Source organism: Peristeroidobacter agariperforans (assembly GCF_004138335.1).
In the GTDB taxonomy this organism is placed as follows: domain Bacteria; phylum Pseudomonadota; class Gammaproteobacteria; order Steroidobacterales; family Steroidobacteraceae; genus Steroidobacter; species Steroidobacter agariperforans.
The window spans coordinates 379,427-399,160 of record NZ_RYFW01000003.1 but is presented as its reverse complement, the minus strand read 5'-3'; the positions used below and the strand labels follow the sequence as shown (position 1 = coordinate 399,160).

The window sequence follows — 19,734 nt, the reverse complement described above, 5'->3', positions numbered from 1 at the left end:
GCGCTCATTGCTGAGCGGCTTTAGCCCGCTGCACGTCGGGCAGCCAGAGCGAGAGCACGCCGAGCAGCGGCAAAAAAGCACTGATCTTGTACACCAGCGCGATGCCGTATACGTCCGCCAGATGTCCGAACGACGCCGCGGCCAGGCCGCCGATGCCGAACGAGAAACCAAACATCAATCCGGACATCATGCCGACGCGCGTCGGCAACAGCTCCTGTGCGAACACGACGATGGCCGGGAACGCAGAGGCAATCGTGAGCCCGATCACCACGGTGAGCACTTCGGTCCACGCCAGGCTCACGAACGGCAGCATGAGGGTGAACGGCAAGGCGCCGAGCACCGAGAATTGGATCACTGCCTTGCGGCTGAAACGATCGCCGAAGTAACCGCCGAGCAGCGTGCCCACCGCGATCGAGCCGAGGAACAGGAACAAATGCACCTGAGCTTCGACGACGCCCATCTGGAAGCGCTCGATCAGATAAAACGTGTAGTAGTTGGTCAGGCTCGACATGTAGGCGTATTTGGAAAAGATCAGCAGCAGCAGGATGGTCATGCCTCGCACGACCGTCGCTCGCGGAATGGGCGAGTCCTGCTTGCGTGGCGCATGCGCACGCTGCAACCGAGGCAACCCGTGGTGCTTGTACCAAACGCCAACGTTCCAAAGGATGGCCGTCGACACCAGCGTCACCAGCGCAAACGCTCCGAGGCTCGATTGCCCCCACTGCACGACCACCAGCGCTGCGAACAGCGGGCCGATGGCCTGGCCAGCGTTGCCGCCCAGTTGAAACAACGACTGCGCCAGCGAATGCCGGCCGCCCGCTGCCATGCGAGCAACGCGTGACGCCTCGGGATGAAACACCGACGAGCCCATGCCCAGCATCGCCGCGCCGACGAGCAGCCATTCGAAGTTGCTCGCCAGTGAAATCACCAGCAGTCCCAGTGCTGTGAACAACGTGCCTGCCGGCAGCGAGAACGGCGCGGGCCGGCGGTCGGCGACATAACCGACGACGGGCTGAAGCATCGACGCCGTCAGCTGATACGCCAGCGAGATCCAGCCCAGCTCCGCGAACGTCAGGTGGTGGCTCGCCTTGAGTGCGGGATACGAGCCTTGCAACAGCGACTGCATCGTGTCGTTCAACAAGTGGCAGCAGCTGATCGCAATGATCACGGGGAAAGCGGTCTCGTCCCGCCAACCGGCAGGATCGCGAGCCTCGGCCGAAGAATTCAAAGGGTGCTCCCAGGGAGAAATCGCTGCCGACGGCACTGTCCGCAGCGGATCGGGTGCAAGTGTAAGGAGTCCGCGACGCGGCGTCCCTAACAAGATTGACACCTTTCGTCGCGAAACGGACAACCCGTGTCGGGCAGCCTACTCGCCCAGCAAGTGCAGGACGATTTCCCGCTGGTGCGGCCGCTGACGGTGCTCGAACAGGTAGATACCCTGCCAGGTGCCGAGCGCTGGTTCGCCATCGAGCACGGGGATGGATAACTGCACTTGGGTCAATGCCGTGCGCAGATGCGCCGGCATGTCGTCGGGCCCTTCGTCATCGTGCTCATAGCGGCCCGGATCCTCCGGCGCGATCTGCTCGAAGAACCCTTCCAGATCGGTGCGCACCTCGCGGGCCGCGTTCTCCTGTATCAGCAACGACGCCGAGGTGTGCTTGCAAAAGACCGTGAGCAAGCCGGTGGTGACTTGCTGAGCGCTCACCCACGATCGCACTTCCCGCGTGAACTCGACCAAGCCGCGACGGGTGGTGCGAATCGAAAGAACGTGGCTGAACTGACGCATCAGGAAATCTTGGCACCGACGGCCCGTAAACAGAACGCCACGATGCCCTCCACCAGTTCCGCCCGCCCGTCCCGCTTGGCCCGGGGTGCGATTGGCCGGATCAATGCTTCGGTGAAGGCGCCGACGATACAAGCCGCGCCGATATCGATGGATTGAGCCGGGAATTCCCGCTTCTCGACGCCCTCGATCAACAACGACTTGAACACTTCGCCGAACCGAATGCGTCCTAGCAGACGCGCCTCGTCGACTTCCTGCTCGGCCGGCTCGGCGATAAACGCATAAGCCAGATACGGCCCTTCGAGCGCGCGATTCGCAAACGATTCCACGCAGGCCCGCAGCCGCGCCGTCACATCGCCCTCACCTTTGACGATCTGCTGCAGGATTGCGATTTCGTGATCGATGGCGCTGGTGAGCACTTCGACGAATAGCGCCGACTTGGACGGAAAGTAACGATAGATGGCCCCGGCCGACAGCCCGGCACTCGAGGCCACGGCGGCAATGGAGGCGTGATTGAACCCGCCCTCGGCAACCAGGGCGCGCGCCGCCTTGAGGATGCGCTGGCGGTTATCGGCCAGGCGCTCCTCCATGAGGAAGGATCGCTTGTAGCTCATGGACCGGATCCTAGCATGAAGTGAATTGCGATTTTTTTTGTGAATCGCCATTCACTTCTTGCCTGCCCCCTCCTACAATGCCTACCGGACCGAGACACCGCGGCCAACAGGGGTTTCATGAACGTAATTGCTTCCAAGCTGCGGACCAGCAGCGACGAATACCGCGCCAACAGCGCCGCCCTGCGGGCGCTAGTCGATGAATTGCGCGAGCGGACCGCCACCGTCGCTTTGGGCGGCTCCGAAAGCGCCCGGCAGAAGCACACCTCCCGCGGCAAGCTCCTGGTCCGGGATCGTATCGATCTGCTGCTCGATCCGGGCACCCCGTTTCTCGAACTCTCTGCCCTGGCCGCCTTCGGAATGTATGGCGGCGAAGTCGCCAGCTCGGGCGCAGTCGCTGGCGTCGGCCGTATCAATGGCCGCGAATGCGTCATCGTCGGCAACGACGCGACCGTCAAAGGCGGCACGTACTATCCGATCACCGTAAAGAAACATTTGCGCGCGCAGGAAATCGCGCGTGAGAACCGCCTGCCCTGCGTGTATCTCGTCGACTCCGGCGGCGCATTCCTGCCCATGCAGGATGAAGTGTTTCCGGACAAGGAACATTTCGGCCGCATCTTCTACAACCAGGCGAACCTGTCCTCGCTCGGCATCCCGCAGATCGCTTGCGTGATGGGCTCGTGCACCGCCGGCGGCGCCTATGTGCCAGCGATGAGCGATGAAGCCGTGATCGTTCGCAATCAAGGCACGATCTTCCTGGGTGGCCCGCCGCTGGTGAAAGCCGCAACGGGCGAAGTCGTGAGCGCTGAAGACCTGGGCGGCGGCGATGTCCACACTCGCATCTCCGGCGTCGCCGATCATCTCGCCGAGAACGATCATCACGCACTGGCGCTGGTTCGTCGCATCGTCGGCAATCTCGGTCCTCGCCAAACGTTGTTTCAGCCGCAGTCGGTCGAGGATCCGCTGTACGACCCTGAAGAACTGTACGGCGTCATCCCAGCCGATACTCGCAAGCCGTTCGATGTGCGTGAAGTGATCGCTCGCATCGTCGACGGTTCGCGCTTCGACGAATTCAAAGCGCGCTTCGGCAACACGCTGGTCACGGGATTCGCGCACGTGTATGGCTATCCGGTCGGCATCATCGCCAACAACGGCGTGCTGTTCTCCGAGTCCGCACAAAAGGCGGCGCACTTCATCGAGCTGTGCTGCCAGCGTCGCATTCCGTTGGTGTTCCTGCAGAACATCACCGGCTTCATGGTCGGCCGCAAATACGAGAACGAAGGCATCGCTCGTCACGGCGCGAAGATGGTGACGGCGGTTGCGACGGCGCAGGTGCCGAAGTTCACCGTGTTGATCGGCGGCTCCTACGGCGCCGGCAACTACGGCATGTGCGGTCGCGCCTACTCGCCCCGCTTCCTGTGGACCTGGCCGAATTCGAAGATCTCCGTGATGGGCGGCGAGCAAGCGGCCAATGTGCTCGCGACAGTGCGCCGTGACGCCCTCGAAGCTCAGGGCAAACAGTGGAGCACGGCCGAGGAAGAAGCCTTTAAAGCGCCGACCAAGGCGCAGTTCGATGCGCAAGGCAGTGCCTACTACGCCACCGCACGCCTCTGGGACGACGGCATCGTCGATCCCGCACAAACACGGCGCACGCTGGGCCTGGGTCTCGCGGCTGCGGCCAATGCTCCGGTGAGCGACACGCGCTTTGGCGTGTTCCGCATGTAAGCAAGGATTGGAAACAACATGTTCACAAAAATCCTGATCGCCAATCGCGGCGAGATTGCATGCCGGGTCATCGCCACTTGTCGCAAGCTGGGCATCCGCACGGTCGCTGTTTATTCCGAAGCCGATGCCGGCGCGCGCCACGTCCGACTCGCCGATGAAGCCTATTGCGTCGGCCCTGCCGCCTCGCGCGAGAGCTATCTCCGCATCGATCGCATCATCGAAGTTTGCAAGCAATCCGGTGCGCAGGCGGTGCATCCGGGCTACGGCTTCCTCTCCGAGAACGAGAGCTTCGCGCACGCGTGTGAAGAGAACGGCATCGTGTTCATCGGCCCGCCGGTGAAGAGCATTCGGGCCATGGGCCTGAAGTCCGCCGCCAAGGCGCTCATGCAACAGGCCAAGGTGCCGCTGGTGCCTGGCTACCACGGCGCCGATCAAGATCCGGCGTTGTTGCAGCGTGAGGCCGATCGCATCGGTTATCCGGTGCTGATCAAAGCTTCCGCGGGCGGCGGCGGCAAAGGCATGCGCGTCGTCAACGCACCGAATGAGTTCGCCGCGGCGCTCGCTTCATGTCAGCGCGAAGCTCGCACGTCATTCGGCGACGACAATGTCCTCATCGAAAAGTATCTCCAGCAGCCGCGCCACATCGAGATCCAGGTGTTCGCCGACAAGGCCGGCCACACGATCAGCCTCAACGAGCGCGACTGCTCGGCCCAGCGCCGACATCAAAAGGTCGTCGAAGAGGCGCCCGCTCCCAGCGTAAACGCCACTCAGCGATTGGCGATGGGCAAAGCCGCTTGCGACGCCGCGCGCGCCGTCGGATATGTCGGCGCCGGCACCGTGGAGTTCATCGCCGACTCGCAGGGCAATTTCTATTTCATGGAAATGAACACGCGCCTGCAGGTCGAGCACCCGGTCACCGAAATGATCACCGGCCTCGACCTGGTCGAATGGCAGCTGCGCGTCGCCGCGGGCGAGGACTTGCCGTTGACGCAGGACCAGGTGCCCCTGAACGGACATTCGATCGAAGTCCGCATCTACGCCGAAGAACCGGAGAAAGGTTTCCTGCCTTCGGTGGGTCGGCTCGCCTACTTCAAAACGCCGACGCCTTCCGCTCACGTGCGACTCGACACGGGCGTCGAGCAAGGCGATGAAATCACGCCGCACTACGACCCGATGATCGCAAAGCTCATCGTTTGGGATCGCACCCGTGAGGCGGCGATCGAGCGCATGCTCGGTGCGTTGGCGGAGACACGCATCGTTGGCGTCGGTCACAATGTGAACTTCCTGTCGCGGCTGGTTGGGCACGCGGCATTTCGCGAAGGTCGCGTCGACACGGGCCTGATCGAGCGCGAGCGCGCCACGCTGATTCCGGCCGCTGGCGAGCTGCCGAAGGAAATATTTGAGGTCGCCGCCCTCGCGCAGCTCGCTGCCGAACGCGAACAAGCCGCGCAATCGAGGTCTCCGTGGAGCGTCACCGACGGCTGGCGAATCAATGGCGCGCAGAACCGGTCCTTGCAGTTCTCCGTCGGCGAACAGAGCGCGGCCGTTTCAGTTCGCTACACAGCAAGCGGCTACGTCATCGATGACGAGCCTGCGCGCGTGCAACGCACATCCAATTCGGATCTGCGTATCACGATTGGCCAGCGTCACATCAACACCGCCGTCGTGAAATCCGGCGAGCAGATGCACGTGTTCGTGCGCGGCCACCAGCATGTGCTCACCTACGTCGATCCGCTGGTGCACGCGGGTGAGGCCGAAGAAGCTCAGGGCGGACTGACCGCTCCGATGCCAGGCAAGATCATCGCCCTGCTCGCCGAGCCTGGCGCGGAAATCGCGAAGGGCGCGCCGCTGCTCGTGATGGAAGCCATGAAGATGGAGCTGACCGTGTTTGCGCCGAGCAAGGGCAAGCTGGTGAGCTACCTGTGCAATGCCGGCGATCAAGTGAAGGAAGGCGTGCCGCTGGTGGACTTTCAGGCCAGCGCCTGACGGCCAGTACCGCGCTCACATCGAACCTGGTGTGAGCGCGATGCCGCTCGATGCGGCCAGGACGATAATCGGTGCCCCACGCCCGAATAACCGCACGGGCGTACACGCCATAGGTATGTGCCATCGCCGACACTGGAACCAATGAGCGGGCCTTGCGTTCCACGGGTCTCGCGTCGGCTCGGAGCGTGTCATGGCAAAGGTCCTGGTTCTCTACTACTCCTCGTATGGCCACATCGAACAGATGGCGAACGCAGTCGCCGAGGGCGCTCGCTCCGCTGGCGCTGAGGTGGCGGTCAAACGCGTCCCCGAGACAGTGCCCGAAGATGTGGCACGCAAGTCCGGCTTCAAGCTGGACCAGCCGGCGCCGATCGCCACCGTCGATGAGCTGCCCCAATACGACGCGATCATCTTTGGCACCGGCACCCGCTACGGCAACATGACGGCGCAGATGAAGACCTTCATCGATCAGACCGGAGGGCTTTGGCTGAAAGGCGCGCTGGTCGGCAAGGTCGGCTCGGTGTTCTCGTCATCGAACACCCAGCACGGCGGCCAGGAGTCGACCATCCTGACATTCCATCCCGTGCTGCTGCACCTGGGTTTCATCATCGTCGGCCTGCCGTACGCGTATCAGGGACAGATGGGCGTCAGCGAAGTCATGGGCGGCACTCCGTATGGCGCGTCGACGATTGCTGGCACCGATGGCAGCCGGCAACCTTCGAAAGTTGAATTGGAAGGCGCGCGCTACCAGGGCAAGCACGTCGCGGAGATCGCAGCGAAGCTCGCGGGGCGCTAAGCGAAGCGGACCCACCAGTACGCCCCGCCGACGAGCACACAGCCCAGCAGCACCCATACCATGCTGAGCTTGTAACGCGTCAATGCGATGAACGCGGCGAGGCTCAGCAGCACGGCACCCGGCTCGATGGTTGCCCACTCCGGCACATCGAGCTGCATCGGGCCGGCGTCGATGCGATGCACGCGACCGAACAGCGTGTGAATCGCAAACCAGATCGATAGATTCAGAATCACGCCGACGACCGCTGCGGTGACGCAGGACAGCGCCGCGTTCAAGCCGCGATGGCGGCGCAGTGACTCCATGTAAGGCGCGCCGAGAAAAATAAAAAGAAACGACGGCAGGAACGTGACCCAAGTCGTCAGCAGCGCGCCGAGCGTCGCGGCTACCCAGGGGTTGAGTGGTTCGGCGAATCGATAAGCGGCGAGGAAGCCGACGAACTGCAGCACCATGATCAGCGGGCCCGGCGTCGTTTCCGCAAGCGCCAGGCCATCGATCATTTCGCCAGGCTGCAGCCACTGCAGATGTTCGACGGCTCGTTGCGCTACGTACGCAAGCACGGCGTAGGCGCCGCCGAATGTGACGACTGCAGTTTGACTGAACATCACGCCCTCTTTCACCAGGACGTGCTGGGATCCAAGCCACACCGCCACTGCTGCGACTGGCGCCAGCCACAAGGCGATACAGGTAATCGTTACGACAACAGCTCGACGCGTCGAGGGCTGTGCGTGCGAGAGGTGGCCCTCGGCGTGCATGCGATCGACGATGTACTCACCGTCATCGGCCACCTCGGACGCAGAGCCGTGCGAATTGGACGAGACGTACTTGCTGGCAAAGAAGCCGATCAAGGCCGCGCCCAGCACGACGAGCGGAAACGGCACGTGAAAAGCCCAGATCGTGACGAAGGCTGCGGCCGCAATCCCGACCATGAAACTGTTCTTCAGCGCCCGACTGCCGATGCGCAGGACCGCTGATACGACGATCGCGAGGACAGCGGCCTTGAGCCCGAAGAACACGACAGTCATCGCTGCGACGCCGGAATAGCGAACGTACAGCCAGCTCAGCAACAGCATCGCAAGGACGCCGGGTATGACAAACAGCGCACCGGCCACGATGCCGCCCCAGGTTCGGTGCATCAGCCAGCCGATGTAAGTCGCGAGTTGCTGTGCCTCCGGACCGGGCAACAGCATGCAGTAGTTCAAGGCATGGAGAAATCGAGACTCACTGATCCAGCGCCGTTGCTCCACCAGCTCACGATGCATGAGCGCGATCTGCCCCGCGGGGCCGCCGAAGCTCAGCCAGCCGATGCGAGTCCAGACTCTGAGCGCCTCGGCAAAAGACACCGAGCCAGCAACGCTAGCTGTTGAGGAAGAATTGGAATCGGGCGCGGTGGTGGTGCTCACGGCCGCCATTTATGGTCAGCAGCCTGGCGTTGGTCAAGCCTCGTAGGGCGCAGCGTCCAAATCGAACATCGATCGGTTACAAATGGGTCAACCCATGCCGCGAGCATCGCCTCGCAAGGAACGCTTACGATCACTCGCCTCGCTGATTGCCGCTTGAGAGCCAGACCGCAATAACTCGAGCTGCTGTTGAAGCGGGGCTCGACGCTCCGGTGGAGCGACTGTGAGCAAGTCTTCCAGTGCTGCGCGCATGCGGCGCGCAATCTGCGGCGATCCGGCGCCCGCCATGCGGATTTCGTCGAATGCGAGGTGGACGTAGTCGTCCCACGACATCACTCGAGTCACCAAGCGCACCACGCCCTGGTCGTCGCGATACCGCCCGTCGGGGAACGAGCGTGACGCCAGTTGACGCAAGCAATCGTGCAAGCGGTCGATCGACTGCACCGCCGTGGTCGGATCGAGAAAGGGAGAATCGGATAACGATCGCTCGGCGATGTCGACCAACATGCGCAAGCCATAGGCCATATCCTGATCGAGCGTGCGCTCCATCCCAAGTACTATGCAGCGTACTACCGCTTTCTCATCGAGACGTTCCGGTGAGCCGGCAACTTCAAACAACGGGGAGTCCGCCGGCACGAACTCACCGAGCATCGGCCGGAGCGTGAGTACGCAATGACTGGCCTCTGCAATCTGCACCAGCGCACGGTGATTGATCTCGACCACGACGCCTGAGTGTGGCGCGCAGATCGTCGGTCGTTCGAACTCGCGCCGCATGCTCACATTCGGATAATGCGCATCGAGCAGACTGCGCACATCGCTGCCCACCAGCTCGATCAGCGCCGACACCCGCAGCTTGCGCCCGATGTGATTCACATACCACACCAGCACAATGATGCTGACGACGACCAGCACGAAGGCAACCACAACAGCGAGTCCTGGGACGGTGCCCCCGCCATCCGTCTGCACCTCGCGGAGCGTCAGCATCGCATGCGCGAACGTACCCACGAACACGCCGACGGCGAACTGACTGGGCTTGTCCTGCAAAATCCGCTGAACGATTCGCGGCGAGAATTGACCCATGGCGAGTTGCACGACGACCATGGTGATCGTGAGCACGAGCGCGGCGAGACTGACCATGGACGCCGCAACCGTCCCAAGAATTTCCAAAGCCGAGTCTGGACCGCCGCTGATGGACTCGGGCACGAGTTCGTAGTCGAACGCCTTGTCGATCGCGATCGTACCGAACGAGAGACCCACGCCCGCGATCACGCACATCAGTGGAATGAACCACAAGCCCTTGGACAAGCGAGAGAATGGTTGCGTGCGTCTGGGTCCATGGCGGTTCATTACCGCTTAAGTCGCGGATGCGTGCTTTGGGTCCGAGTGTCGCGAAGGCTGGCAATTCTTGTGCGCCTTTTCACTACCGCGGCAAGGTCAGCTCGCCTCCCACCCACCGCCCAGCGCCTTGAACAACGTAATCGACGCATTCACCCGCGCCAGCTTCGCCTGCACCAGCGAATCCTCAGCATTCAACTGGGACGTCTGACTCTCCAACACGGTCAACAAATCGTCCGACCCCGCCTGATACCGAGTCGTCGCCAGCCGCAGCGCCAGCTGCGCCTGCTCGACCGTCTGCGACAGCAGCGTCGTGCGCTGATCGGCCGTTGAAACCGCGCTCAAGCTGTCATTCACTTCCTTCACACTTGTCAGCACCGTCTGCAAATACGTCTCCACTAACTCACGTCGGCTCGCATCGGCCAACTGCACCTGCCCTCGCAGCTCGCCGCCATCGAACAAGACTTGTGTGAGCGACGTGGCGAGCGATGCGAGCGACGCCGACCCGCCGGTCAGCCAATTCGTCACTACGCCCGTCGCACTCAATTCCATGTTCGGATACAGCGCCGCACGCGCCACACCGATGTCCGCGTTCGCCGCAACCAAGTCCGCTTCAGCCGCACGCACATCCGGTCGACGCTGCAACAGATCGCCAGGCTGCCCAGCGGCAATCGCTGGCAACTGCGTATACGCAAGCGTTTCAGTGCGGACAGTGAAGGCCTGAGGCACACGCCCGAGCAGCAACGCCAGCGCACTCTGCGTCTCCGTCAGGCTCTGCTGCAACTGAGGCACCTCGGCTTCGATGTTCAACAACGCAGTGCGCTGTTGAGCGACATCCAGGCCACTCGCCGCACCTTTGTCGTAACGAACCTCGACCAGCGACATCAGCGACCGCGCCGCTTCGAGATTCTTCTGCGCAATGGCGAGCCGATCCTTCAACGCGAGCGTCTGGAAATAATAGGAAGCCACATCCGCCTGCAACACCAACCGAGTCGACGCCATATCGTATTCACGAGCCGCAACCCGTGCCGCCGCCGACTGGACGTTCGCTCGATTCGCGCCCCACAGATCCAGTTCGTAGTTCACCGACAGCTGAGAATCATCCGACGACGCCAGCGAACGTGCGCCACTCAACTCCTTCTGCCGCGAGCCCCCGACCGACAGCGTCGCGTACGGCGCCAACCGACTGCTCGCCATCTTCGCCGTCGCCTTCGCCTGCTCGATGCGTGTTGCCGCGGCTGCGAGATCATGATTCGCGGCAAGCGCTTCCGACATCAGCTGCTGCAGCTCCGCATCTTTGAACAGATCATTCCACTCGCTGGGTGAATCGCTAGTTGCAGCTACCTTCTGGTCCGCCCACGACTCCGGCAGACCGGCATTGGGCCGCTCATACGTCGGCGTAAGACTGCAGCCGGCGAGCACCGCAAACACCGCTAGAGCCACGGCCCGTTTCATACAGGTCCTCATGTTCATTACTCCGATGCCAGGGCGACGACGGGATCCATGTAAGCCGCCTTCCGCGCCGGGAGGTAGCCGAACAGCACGCCCGTCAGCAGTGCTGAAGCCAGCGCCAGCAAAGCAGGCGTTGCCGTGAAAGCGACGTTCGTTCCCAAAGCTTGCGCGATGAAGCCCGCGCTGAAGCCTAGCGCCACGCCGATCAATCCACCTATTCCGCACACTACGAGCGCTTCAGTGTTGAACTGCAGCAGGATGTTGCTGGCGCGCGCGCCGGTCGCCATCCGCACACCGATTTCACGAGTCCGCTCCGTCACGCTGACCAGCATGATGTTCATCACGCCGATGCCGCCGACGATCAGCGAGATCGCCGCAACACAGCCGAGCAGCAACGTCAGCGTATTCTGCGTCGACGCCGCTGCAGCCATGAACGAGCTGGTGCTGCGGATCTGGAAATCCTCGAGGTGATGCCGGGACATCAGCAACTGACGGATTTCTTCCTGAGTCTGCGCGGTGCGTTCATCCGACGCCAGCTTCACATTGACGGAACCGAGGTATTGCTGACCGAACAGCCGGTTGAAGCCCGTGGACAGCGGCACGAACGCCGCATCGTCCATGTCGGAGCCGAATGAGTTCGCGCCCTTGGTCGAGAGCACACCGATGACTTCGAACGGCGTGTTTCCCACCAGCACGAACTCCCCCACCGGATCCTCATCGTCGGGGAACAGATTCTTCGCGACGGTCTTGCCGAGCACGATCACGGTCGCATAGCTGCGAACATCGTCGTCCGTGATGAACGTGCCGCTAGCCATCGGCCAGTTCTGCGTCACCTGGTACGCCGGCCACACGCCGGTGATGTTGCTCTGATAGTCGATCGAGCCCATACGCAGCGTGGCGCGCGTCTTTCGTTCCGGCGACACGGCAACCACGTTGTCCAACTCGGCGATCGCCTCCCCATCCGCGGGGACCAGCGTGGCTATATCACCGGACGGCCGTGTCCCCGGCGCGCCAGGGAACACGAGCAACAGGTTGCTGCCCATCGCCGAAATCTGCTTCATCACGGCTTCTTTACTGCCATTACCGATGGCGAGCATGGTGACGACCGCGGCAACGCCGATCATCACACCGAGCAGCGTCAAGGCGCTGCGGAACTTGTTGGCGCGAAGCGATCGCATGGCCATCTTGACCGCCTCTGCCAAGTCGTCGAACCAGTTTGCACGCGCCGCAGTCGAGGCACGCTCAACGGCCCCGCCGGCAACCGCGCACTTGACACCCGAGTCATCGACAATCCGCCCATCCTTGATGTGCAGAATGCGCTCGGCGTGCTCGGCCACCGAAGCGTCGTGTGTGATCAAGATTATCGTGCGGCCTTCCGAGTGCAGTTGTTTGAGCAGCGCCATCACTTCGGCGCCGCTACGACTATCGAGCGCGCCCGTGGGTTCGTCGGCGAGAATGACTTCTGCATCGTTCATCAACGCGCGCGCAATCGACACACGCTGTTGCTGACCGCCGGACAGTTGATTCGGCCGATGATCCGTTCGCTCGCCCAAGCCGAGCTTGGCGAGCAAGCTCTTTGCGCGCTGCCTGCGCTCATCCTGCGCCATGCCCGCATAGATCGCCGGCAGTTCGACGTTCTCCGCCGCCGTCACGGTTGCAAGCAAGTTGTAGCGCTGGAACACGAACCCGAACGTGTCACGACGCAAGGCCGCCAGCTCATCGGGATTCAAACTGCCCACATCGACGCCGTCCACCTCGTAGCGGCCTTCGTTGGGTCGATCCAGGCAGCCGAGGATGTTCATCAGCGTCGACTTGCCGGAACCCGACTGACCCATGATGGCCACGAACTCGCCGCGCCGGATTTCCAGCGAAGCATGGTCGAGCGCGCGGATTTCAGAGTCGCCGCTGACGTAGACGCGACTGGCGTCGACGACTCGAATCAACGGGGTGCTGGCGTTCATGGTGCTCTCCTGATGTGCGGCTCAGAGGCGCGGGCCCATCTGCCGACCACCACCTTGCGGAGCGCCACCCGCCGGCGGCACCGCAGCTGCGACGACCAACTGGTCTCCCGGCAACAGGCCGGAAACGATCTGCGCCATCGAACGGCTGGTGAGACCCACCTTCACATCCCGCTCGACGACACCGTCGTTGGTCAGCACCTTTGCTTTATAAACATTGGCTCCCGCGTCACGTTGCGCCTGCAGAGCATTGATCGGCGCGAGCGGCACATCCTTCGCTTCGCCCAAGGTGAAGAACACTTGCACCGTCATCTGCGGCAGCAGCAGCTTCTCGTGGTTGTCCACGTCGATGAGCACGTTGTAGAGCACCACGTCGTTCTCGACGACCGGCGTCGGATACACTGCGCGCACCTTCCCTTGCCACTTCCTCTCCGGCATACCGAGCGTCGTGAAGGTCGCCGGCATGCCCACGGCGATGCGACTCACATCGGCCTCAGCGACCTGCGCCCACACAGTCATCACATCCATGTTTGCGACCTGAACGATGACGGGTGCGGACTGCGAGGCATTCACAGTCTGACCTTCGAGCGTCGTCTGCGACGCAACCGTGCCGTCGAGCGGCGCGTAGATCTTGGTGTAGCCCAGGTTGGCGAGGTCGCCGGCGAGCGTCGCTTCGGCGGCTTTGATCTGAGCGCGTGTCGCAGCGACGGTGGCGTTAGCGACTTTGGCCTGCGCGTCTGACTGATCCACCGTCGTCTGGCTGATCGCATCGGCCGCACGCATTTGCTGATTGCGCTTTAACTCAGTGGCTGCCAGTGCGGACTCCGCGAGCTGCTGATCGAGCTGGGCTTTGAGATTTTCGAGCGTGGCGCGATCCTTTCGAACCGTGGACTCGTATACCGTCGGATCGATCTCGGCGATCAGATCGCCCTTGGACACGCGGTCGCCGATCTGCACATGAATCTTCATGACGCGGCCGGACACCTGCGTGCCGACATCGACATAATCCTTGGGCTCGATCGAACCTACCGCGGTGATGCTCTTCTGCAGGTCGCCCCGGGTCACGGCGACCGTGCGCACGCCGGCATCGTCGTCCTCGCCGATGTAATGACAGGCTCCGGCCACCACGGCGACCACCAGTACCGCCGCCACGCCCAGCTTGCGCCAGCCGCTGAATTTTCCTGTGTGTTGCACGCTCGAGCCCTCGCCAGCCACGTTTTTCATGGGAATCAGGATGGGCGGCAAACGTGGAGGAAAATTGAAGACTTTGTGGAGTTGGCCCCCGAGTCTTGCCCGCAGCCGCCGGGCGGGCCTTAATGGCGTCCCATGAAATGGAGCATTTCGACCAAGTTATTCCTGGTCCTGGTCGCGATCAGCATCGCCGCCGTGGCCGCCATGGGCGTGTCCGCGCGTATCAGCTTCACCCGCGGCTTCATCGGCTATCTCAACGAGCAGAGCACGACCTATGTCGACTTGGTGATTCCCCGATTGGCGGAGGCGTACAAAAACGAGGGCAGCTGGGAGTTCCTGAAGCACAATCCACGGGCCTGGTATCGACTGCTCGACACTCGTCCGCGTCGCGACGGCCCGCCGCAATTCTCCGAAGTAGATTTCACCGCCGTGCAGCTGCGAATGACGCTGCTCGATGCGGACAAGGACATCGTCATCGGCAATCGCAGCCAGACCCCCGGCGCCCCGATGCGGGCCATCGAGGTCGACGGCAAGACCGTGGGCTGGCTGGCGCTCGTGCCCTATCAGCAGGCGACGGCCGCCGCCGACGTGCGTTTCCAGAAACGTCAGCTCACGCAGAACTGGCTGATCGGCCTGGGCACCGTTCTGATCGCAGCGCTGGCTGCATGGTGGTTGTCGCGCCTGCTGGTGACACCGCTCACACGGATGGCGTCGGCCACGCACAATCTCGCCAGCGGCGACTACACCGTTCGTATTCCGGTGACGTCGAAAGATGAGATCGGCGGCCTGTCGCAAGACTTCAATCGACTCGCGCAGGCGCTGGCACACAACGAGCAGCTGCGTCGCTCGTTCATGGCGGATGTCTCGCACGAGCTGCGCACGCCCCTGTCTGTGCTGAAAGGCGAGCTCGAAGCCATCGAAGACGGTGTGCGCAGCATGACGCCCGAGACGCTGGCCTCACTGCAATCGGAAGTTGCAACGCTCAACAAGCTGGTCAGCGATCTTTACGATCTATCGCTGTCCGACATCGGCGCGCTGAGCTATCGCATGACCGATGTGGATATCGGCGAGGTGCTGCACTCCACACTCGCCGCCTTTCAGCAGCGGCTGGCCGAGCGCGGACTCAAAGTGGAAGCGAACATCGATTCGCCGGCGCTGGTCAATGGCGATGAAGGCCGACTGCAGCAGCTGTTCAATAACCTATTGGAGAACTGCGCGCGCTATTCGCAAGCGGATGGCGTCGTGCGCGTCGGTTGCCGGAACACCGGCGGCGAGGTGCTCATTGAAATCGAGGACTCCGGGCCCGGCGTGCCGGCCGATATCCTGCCCCGCATCTTCGAAAGATTCGTGCGTGCGGAAGCTTCACGAAATCGCTCGCACGGCGGCGCGGGACTGGGCCTGGCCATCTGTGCCAACATCGTTCAGGCTCACGGCGGTACGATCACTGCGAGCGCGGCGCCCCTGGGTGGTTTGCTGATCAGCATTCGACTGCCGCCGCTGCGTACGTTGAAGGTGTGACATGAGCGACGGCGCTCCACAAACCCGAATTCTCGTCGTCGAGGACGAGCCCAAGCTCGCGCAACTGCTCGCGGACTATCTCACCTCGGCGGGCTATCACACGCAAATGGTCGGCGACGGTCGCGAAGTCGTGCCCGCCCTCAAGTCGACGCATTTCGATCTGATGCTGCTCGATTTGATGCTGCCGGGTCGCGATGGCCTGGAGGTGTGCAAGGACGTGCGCGCGTTCAGCAGCATTCCCATCGTCATGGTGACGGCACGGGTCGAAGAGATCGATCGACTGCTGGGACTGGAGCTGGGCGCAGACGATTACATCTGCAAACCGTTCAGCCCTCGCGAAGTTGTCGCGCGTGTGAAGGCGATCCTGCGCCGCAGCCCGCAGCAGGTGCAGGCGCAAGTCGACTCCAAGCTGAAGATCGATGAAACGCAGTTCCAAGCCACGCTCAATGGCCAGACACTGGATCTCACACCCGTTGAGTTCCGCCTGCTCAAAACATTGTCAGCCTCGCCCGGCCGCGTGTTCTCGCGTCAGCAGCTGCTGAATACGTTGTATGAGGACCATCGCGTGGTGACCGATCGCACCGTCGATAGCCACGTGAAGAACTTGCGTCGCAAATTACAACAGGCGAATCCCGGCGACGAGCTGATCGAATCGATCTACGGCGTAGGCTACCGCTTCACGCTCTAGTGCTCGCGCCGGACCGGTGGCGGCATGCGCAGCTCGTGTTTGCGCACGGAATTGAGATAGCGGTGCACGCGATCGGCGTCCGGTGTGGCCAGCAAGTCGACCGGCCGGCCGCCCAATGTTTCGTTCGGGGTACCGAGCCAGGCTTTCGCTCGCTCCACCGAGCCGAGCACTTCCACGATCGTGCGAAACAGGCCGACGAGTTGCAGCGCGCCCTGCCACTCCTCCCGCTGTGGATCGAGCACACTTTCGCCCGCCTGCAACCGGGCCGCGTCATCGACCGACACGTGCAATAGGGAAGCTAAATTCTCTGCCAGGTTGAGCTGATCCACGGCGCGCAACACCGCCTTGGTCAGCAAGGCCGGGGACAGTTGTTTCAAATCGGCACGGTCTGCAGCCACGCTCTGGCCTCATCCAGGTTCTCGAACGACCGCATCGCTATCCCACGCGGCGCTCGTGACATGACATTCGCGACGGACTGCTTGCCAAAAAATCCATTCGGGCACTTGCTCGCCGCCGCTTTCAAGCCCTGGCTCAGCGCCCGGGGCAGCCAATCCTCACGCAGCCACGCCTGTTCGTCCGTCGGGATCAACTCGAGCGCGCTGTCGTTGCCCAGAATTTTGTGTAAAGCATTCCGTCGCAACAGATCGAGAGCGCACTCGTGGACGAAGCGCAGCTGTGCGCTGGTGGCATACCGACCCCAGACCAGCACGACACACGGAATCGCCGCATCCACCGAGATCCGGCAAATCGGATTGTCCGCGATGTCCGCGACCAGCCTGGCGCCGTCGCTGGATTCCGCCCGGACCACCTCCGTGAGCTGCCGCAGGAACTCCGTTTCCCGCCCTGCCGCTGCTCCATCCGTCATTTCGTCTCGACCGCCCTCCAGATTCCACAACGGCGATCATAGTGGGATACGCGCTCGGCGGCGACCCTTGCGGATTTTTTTCGGCCCGTTCAGGCCGCGGCCGGTCGGCACTCGGGCAGCACGAAATAGAACGTTGCGCCCGCGCCCGGTTGCGACTCGGCCCACACTCGCCCGCCGTGCTTTTCGATCACCGACTTCACGATGGTGAGGCCCAGGCCCGTACCTTCGAACTCACGCTCGGAGTGCAGCCGTTGAAATGCGCCGAACAGACGTGGCGCGTAGCGCGGATCGAATCCAACGCCATTGTCGCGGACGAAATAAGCACGATCGCCCTCGACGTCGGTTGCGCCCACCCAGATCTCGGGATTGGGCCGCGTCTGCGAAAACTTCACCGCATTCGAAATCAAGTTGCGCAATGCCAGCGTGAGCAGGCCGGCATCGGCGCGCACACATTCGGACGCCAATGCGATGTGCACTTCGGCGGGCGGTTGCGGATTCACCTCCTCCACCACCTGCCGCATCAGATCGGCGAGCTCCAGCTGCTGAGTCTGCAGCTCGCGCTGACTCACCGACGCGAGCTTCAGCAAATTGTCGATGATGGCGTCCATGCGTCGGGTCGTGTCCATGATCGCATCCATGTAGCGCTGGGCTGGCGGCGCAGCGGCCTTGCCCAGATCTTCGCCGAGCAACGATGCGTAACCCTTGATCGCACGCAACGGCGCGCGCAGGTCGTGCGACACGCTGCGACTGAATGCTTCGAGATCCCGGTATGCCGCTTCCAGGCGGCGATTCGCGGTTTCCAGTTCCTGCGTACGCTCGCTCACGCGTTGTTCGAGCGTCGCATTCAGCAGTTTCACCTGTTCCTCTTGCTGGCGTCGCGCTGTGATATCGCGCAGCGACGCGAAGAACACCGTCTGGCCACGACGCAGCGTCGACGCAATCGAGATGGCCACGATGATTTCGGTGCCGTCACGTCGCAGCGCCGGCATCTCCACTCGCTTGCCGAGCACGGTGTGCTTGCGGACATGAAAATTCTTTATCGCATCGACGTGCGCCTGACGCAGGCTCTCCGGCACGATGAGCTCGGCGAGCCGGCGCCCCAGCACGTCGACCTTGGTCCAGCCGAAGGTCTGCACCGCCTGCTTGTTCCATTCGATGATGCGGTCCTCCGCATCGATGACGATGAACACCTCGAGCGAGTTCTCCAGAATGGTCGCCGCGTCGCGCTCCTGTTCGAGCAAGCGCTCGTCGGCCAGCACTCGTTCGTGCAGCATGTGCCGGCTGCGCGCCATCGCGAACGCCAGGCTGCTCAACAACAACGAGCCGCACGCGCCGACGATCCAGACGAGCCACACCGGCACCACCTGGTTGTTCCTGATCATCGCTGGCGTGGCGGCCACGCGCAGCGTCCAGCGATGCCCGCCCACCACGATATCGCGCAGGACGTGCATCGAGTCGGCGACACCGGAGTCGTTGGGCGCGCGTCGATAGAGCAGCGCGCTGGCGTTCGGCTGCTGATCGTCATAGAGCGCGAACTCCACATCGCGCGGATCGCCTTCGAAAACATGCTCCATGAGATCGCCGGCACGGAATGGGCTGTAGACATAGCCGACCAGCGCCGCGCGCCGCTCGGTCACCGACGATGTGGGCAGGTCGCGCTGGTAGACCGGCACATACATCAGGAAACCTGGCTGCGGCTTGGAGTCGATTTCCTGCACCAGGGTCACTTTGCCCGACACTGCCGCGATCTGCTCGTCGCGGGCCCGCTCCATGGCGACCCGACGCACGGCCTCGCTGGCCATGTCGAAGCCCAGAGCCTGCTTGTTCCGTTCGTCCTGCGGTTCCAGGAAAACAATCGCGGTCTGCGGATGCTCGTCGCGGCCGGCCGGATTGCTCCACGGCTTGGCGGGAAAAGCCTGCAATTGCTCGGGACTCAACTTGCTCACGACTGCCGTGAATCCGAATCCCTGCACTCCGCTCAACACCTGACCCAGGTTCAACGGCTGCGCGAAACGCCGCCACTGCTGCTCGGTGATCGGCCAGGCGTCGTTGATGAAGCCCGCGCCGGCGCGCAGCACTGCTTCACACGCCATCATTCGATCCTCGATGGCGTGCTGACTATGAGAGGCGCGTTCTTCCAGCGTGCTCAATGTGAGCGTGCGCGCCGCCCGGTCCATGGAGAGCGCAAACGCCGCCGTCACCGCGGCCCCCAGCCCGAGGATGGCTAGCGCGACCGCTCCTGGAAACAACCACCCCGAACGAGATTGTTCTTGTGGATGGTCAAACCTACCAGGCACGAATTGCCCGTCCCGTACGATCATCGGCTCCTGGTCACCGTCCCCTGACGGCCGACACTATCGCTGGGCAGCACGATGCCGCATGGGTAGAAATACGATTGTGGGGTCCACGCATCGCCCGCTGCGGCAAGGGGC

Annotated in this window: 16 protein-coding genes; 5 read left to right on the top strand and 11 right to left on the bottom strand. The window is 62.8% G+C overall.

Annotation, left to right across the window (positions count from 1 at the left end; all coding sequences use genetic code 11):
• Nucleotides 1-4 precede the first annotated feature (4 nt).
• The 3 genes from EK373_RS23915 to EK373_RS23905 form a co-directional block, all read right to left on the bottom strand.
• Nucleotides 5-1,228, bottom strand: coding sequence for an MFS transporter (locus EK373_RS23915; protein ID WP_232831202.1), 1,224 nt, complete (start codon nt 1,226-1,228; stop codon nt 5-7).
• Between the two features lie 138 nt (nt 1,229-1,366).
• A complete protein-coding gene (locus tag EK373_RS23910) occupies nt 1,367-1,786 on the bottom strand; it encodes a secondary thiamine-phosphate synthase enzyme YjbQ (protein WP_129646668.1) in 420 nt (139 codons plus the stop codon).
• Nucleotides 1,786-2,397 (bottom strand): TetR/AcrR family transcriptional regulator, encoded by a 612-nt coding sequence (locus EK373_RS23905; RefSeq protein ID WP_129646666.1) that lies wholly within the window; start codon nt 2,395-2,397, stop codon nt 1,786-1,788. Before EK373_RS23905 ends, EK373_RS23910 begins: the two co-directional genes overlap by 1 nt.
• A gap of 117 nt (nt 2,398-2,514) precedes the next feature.
• Between EK373_RS23905 and EK373_RS23900 the strand changes: the two genes are divergently transcribed.
• From EK373_RS23900 to wrbA, 3 genes are all read left to right on the top strand, one after another.
• Complete coding sequence (locus tag EK373_RS23900) at nt 2,515-4,119, top strand: carboxyl transferase domain-containing protein (protein WP_129646664.1); 1,605 nt, start codon at nt 2,515-2,517, stop codon at nt 4,117-4,119.
• Nucleotides 4,120-4,137: 18 nt separating this feature from the next.
• Nucleotides 4,138-6,105, top strand: coding sequence for an acetyl/propionyl/methylcrotonyl-CoA carboxylase subunit alpha (locus EK373_RS23895; protein WP_129646663.1), 1,968 nt, complete (start codon nt 4,138-4,140; stop codon nt 6,103-6,105).
• Between the two features lie 190 nt (nt 6,106-6,295).
• Complete coding sequence (gene wrbA, locus EK373_RS23890) at nt 6,296-6,898, top strand: NAD(P)H:quinone oxidoreductase (protein ID WP_129646661.1); 603 nt, start codon at nt 6,296-6,298, stop codon at nt 6,896-6,898.
• Here wrbA and chrA read toward each other — a convergent pair.
• From chrA to EK373_RS23865, 5 genes are all read right to left on the bottom strand, one after another.
• Entirely contained in the window at nt 6,895-8,307 is a 1,413-nt protein-coding gene (chrA, locus tag EK373_RS23885; RefSeq protein WP_129646659.1) for a chromate efflux transporter, read from the bottom strand. The genes wrbA and chrA overlap by 4 nt on opposite strands.
• 78 nt (nt 8,308-8,385) lie before the next feature.
• Nucleotides 8,386-9,600: a DUF2254 domain-containing protein gene (locus EK373_RS23880; RefSeq protein WP_157994511.1), complete on the bottom strand. Its 1,215-nt coding sequence runs from the start codon at nt 9,598-9,600 to the stop codon at nt 8,386-8,388.
• 129 nt (nt 9,601-9,729) lie between these two features.
• Nucleotides 9,730-11,085, bottom strand: coding sequence for an efflux transporter outer membrane subunit (locus EK373_RS23875; RefSeq protein ID WP_157994510.1), 1,356 nt, complete (start codon nt 11,083-11,085; stop codon nt 9,730-9,732).
• Nucleotides 11,086-11,102: 17 nt separating this feature from the next.
• Nucleotides 11,103-13,043: a MacB family efflux pump subunit gene (locus tag EK373_RS23870; RefSeq protein ID WP_129646653.1), complete on the bottom strand. Its 1,941-nt coding sequence runs from the start codon at nt 13,041-13,043 to the stop codon at nt 11,103-11,105.
• 21 nt (nt 13,044-13,064) lie between these two features.
• A complete protein-coding gene (locus EK373_RS23865) occupies nt 13,065-14,264 on the bottom strand; it encodes an efflux RND transporter periplasmic adaptor subunit (RefSeq protein ID WP_129646651.1) in 1,200 nt (399 codons plus the stop codon).
• A gap of 102 nt (nt 14,265-14,366) precedes the next feature.
• Between EK373_RS23865 and EK373_RS23860 the strand changes: the two genes are divergently transcribed.
• A complete protein-coding gene (locus EK373_RS23860) occupies nt 14,367-15,749 on the top strand; it encodes an ATP-binding protein (protein WP_129646649.1) in 1,383 nt (460 codons plus the stop codon).
• 1 nt (nt 15,750) lies between these two features.
• Complete coding sequence (locus EK373_RS23855) at nt 15,751-16,437, top strand: response regulator (RefSeq protein ID WP_129646647.1); 687 nt, start codon at nt 15,751-15,753, stop codon at nt 16,435-16,437.
• Here the strand turns inward: EK373_RS23855 and EK373_RS23850 are convergent.
• From EK373_RS23850 to EK373_RS23840, 3 genes are all read right to left on the bottom strand, one after another.
• The gene (locus EK373_RS23850; protein WP_129646645.1) at nt 16,434-16,835 is read right to left on the bottom strand and encodes an antitoxin Xre/MbcA/ParS toxin-binding domain-containing protein; all 402 of its coding nucleotides are present in this window, start codon (nt 16,833-16,835) and stop codon (nt 16,434-16,436) included. The genes EK373_RS23855 and EK373_RS23850 overlap by 4 nt on opposite strands.
• On the bottom strand, nt 16,811-17,302 hold the full coding sequence (locus EK373_RS23845) for a hypothetical protein (protein ID WP_129646643.1): 492 nt from the start codon (nt 17,300-17,302) through the stop codon (nt 16,811-16,813). Before EK373_RS23845 ends, EK373_RS23850 begins: the two co-directional genes overlap by 25 nt.
• 89 nt (nt 17,303-17,391) lie before the next feature.
• Complete coding sequence (locus EK373_RS23840; RefSeq protein WP_198683595.1) at nt 17,392-19,599, bottom strand: CHASE domain-containing protein; 2,208 nt, start codon at nt 19,597-19,599, stop codon at nt 17,392-17,394.
• Nucleotides 19,600-19,734 lie beyond the last annotated feature (135 nt).

Bases quoted from the DNA above. Each gene is read 5' to 3' on its own strand.
- EK373_RS23905 (WP_129646666.1), bottom strand. From the start codon at position 2,397: ATGAGCTACAAGCGATCCTTCCTCATGGAGGAGCGCCTGGCCGATAAC.
- EK373_RS23845 (WP_129646643.1), bottom strand. From the start codon at position 17,302: ATGACGGATGGAGCAGCGGCAGGGCGGGAAACGGAGTTCCTGCGGCAG.
- chrA (WP_129646659.1), bottom strand. From the start codon at position 8,307: ATGGCGGCCGTGAGCACCACCACCGCGCCCGATTCCAATTCTTCCTCA.
- EK373_RS23865 (WP_129646651.1), bottom strand. From the start codon at position 14,264: ATGAAAAACGTGGCTGGCGAGGGCTCGAGCGTGCAACACACAGGAAAA.
- EK373_RS23875 (WP_157994510.1), bottom strand. From the start codon at position 11,085: ATGAAACGGGCCGTGGCTCTAGCGGTGTTTGCGGTGCTCGCCGGCTGC.
- EK373_RS23855 (WP_129646647.1), top strand. From the start codon at position 15,751: ATGAGCGACGGCGCTCCACAAACCCGAATTCTCGTCGTCGAGGACGAG.
- EK373_RS23870 (WP_129646653.1), bottom strand. From the start codon at position 13,043: ATGAACGCCAGCACCCCGTTGATTCGAGTCGTCGACGCCAGTCGCGTC.
- EK373_RS23910 (WP_129646668.1), bottom strand. From the start codon at position 1,786: ATGCGTCAGTTCAGCCACGTTCTTTCGATTCGCACCACCCGTCGCGGC.
- EK373_RS23860 (WP_129646649.1), top strand. From the start codon at position 14,367: ATGAAATGGAGCATTTCGACCAAGTTATTCCTGGTCCTGGTCGCGATC.
- wrbA (WP_129646661.1), top strand. From the start codon at position 6,296: ATGGCAAAGGTCCTGGTTCTCTACTACTCCTCGTATGGCCACATCGAA.
- EK373_RS23900 (WP_129646664.1), top strand. From the start codon at position 2,515: ATGAACGTAATTGCTTCCAAGCTGCGGACCAGCAGCGACGAATACCGC.
- EK373_RS23895 (WP_129646663.1), top strand. From the start codon at position 4,138: ATGTTCACAAAAATCCTGATCGCCAATCGCGGCGAGATTGCATGCCGG.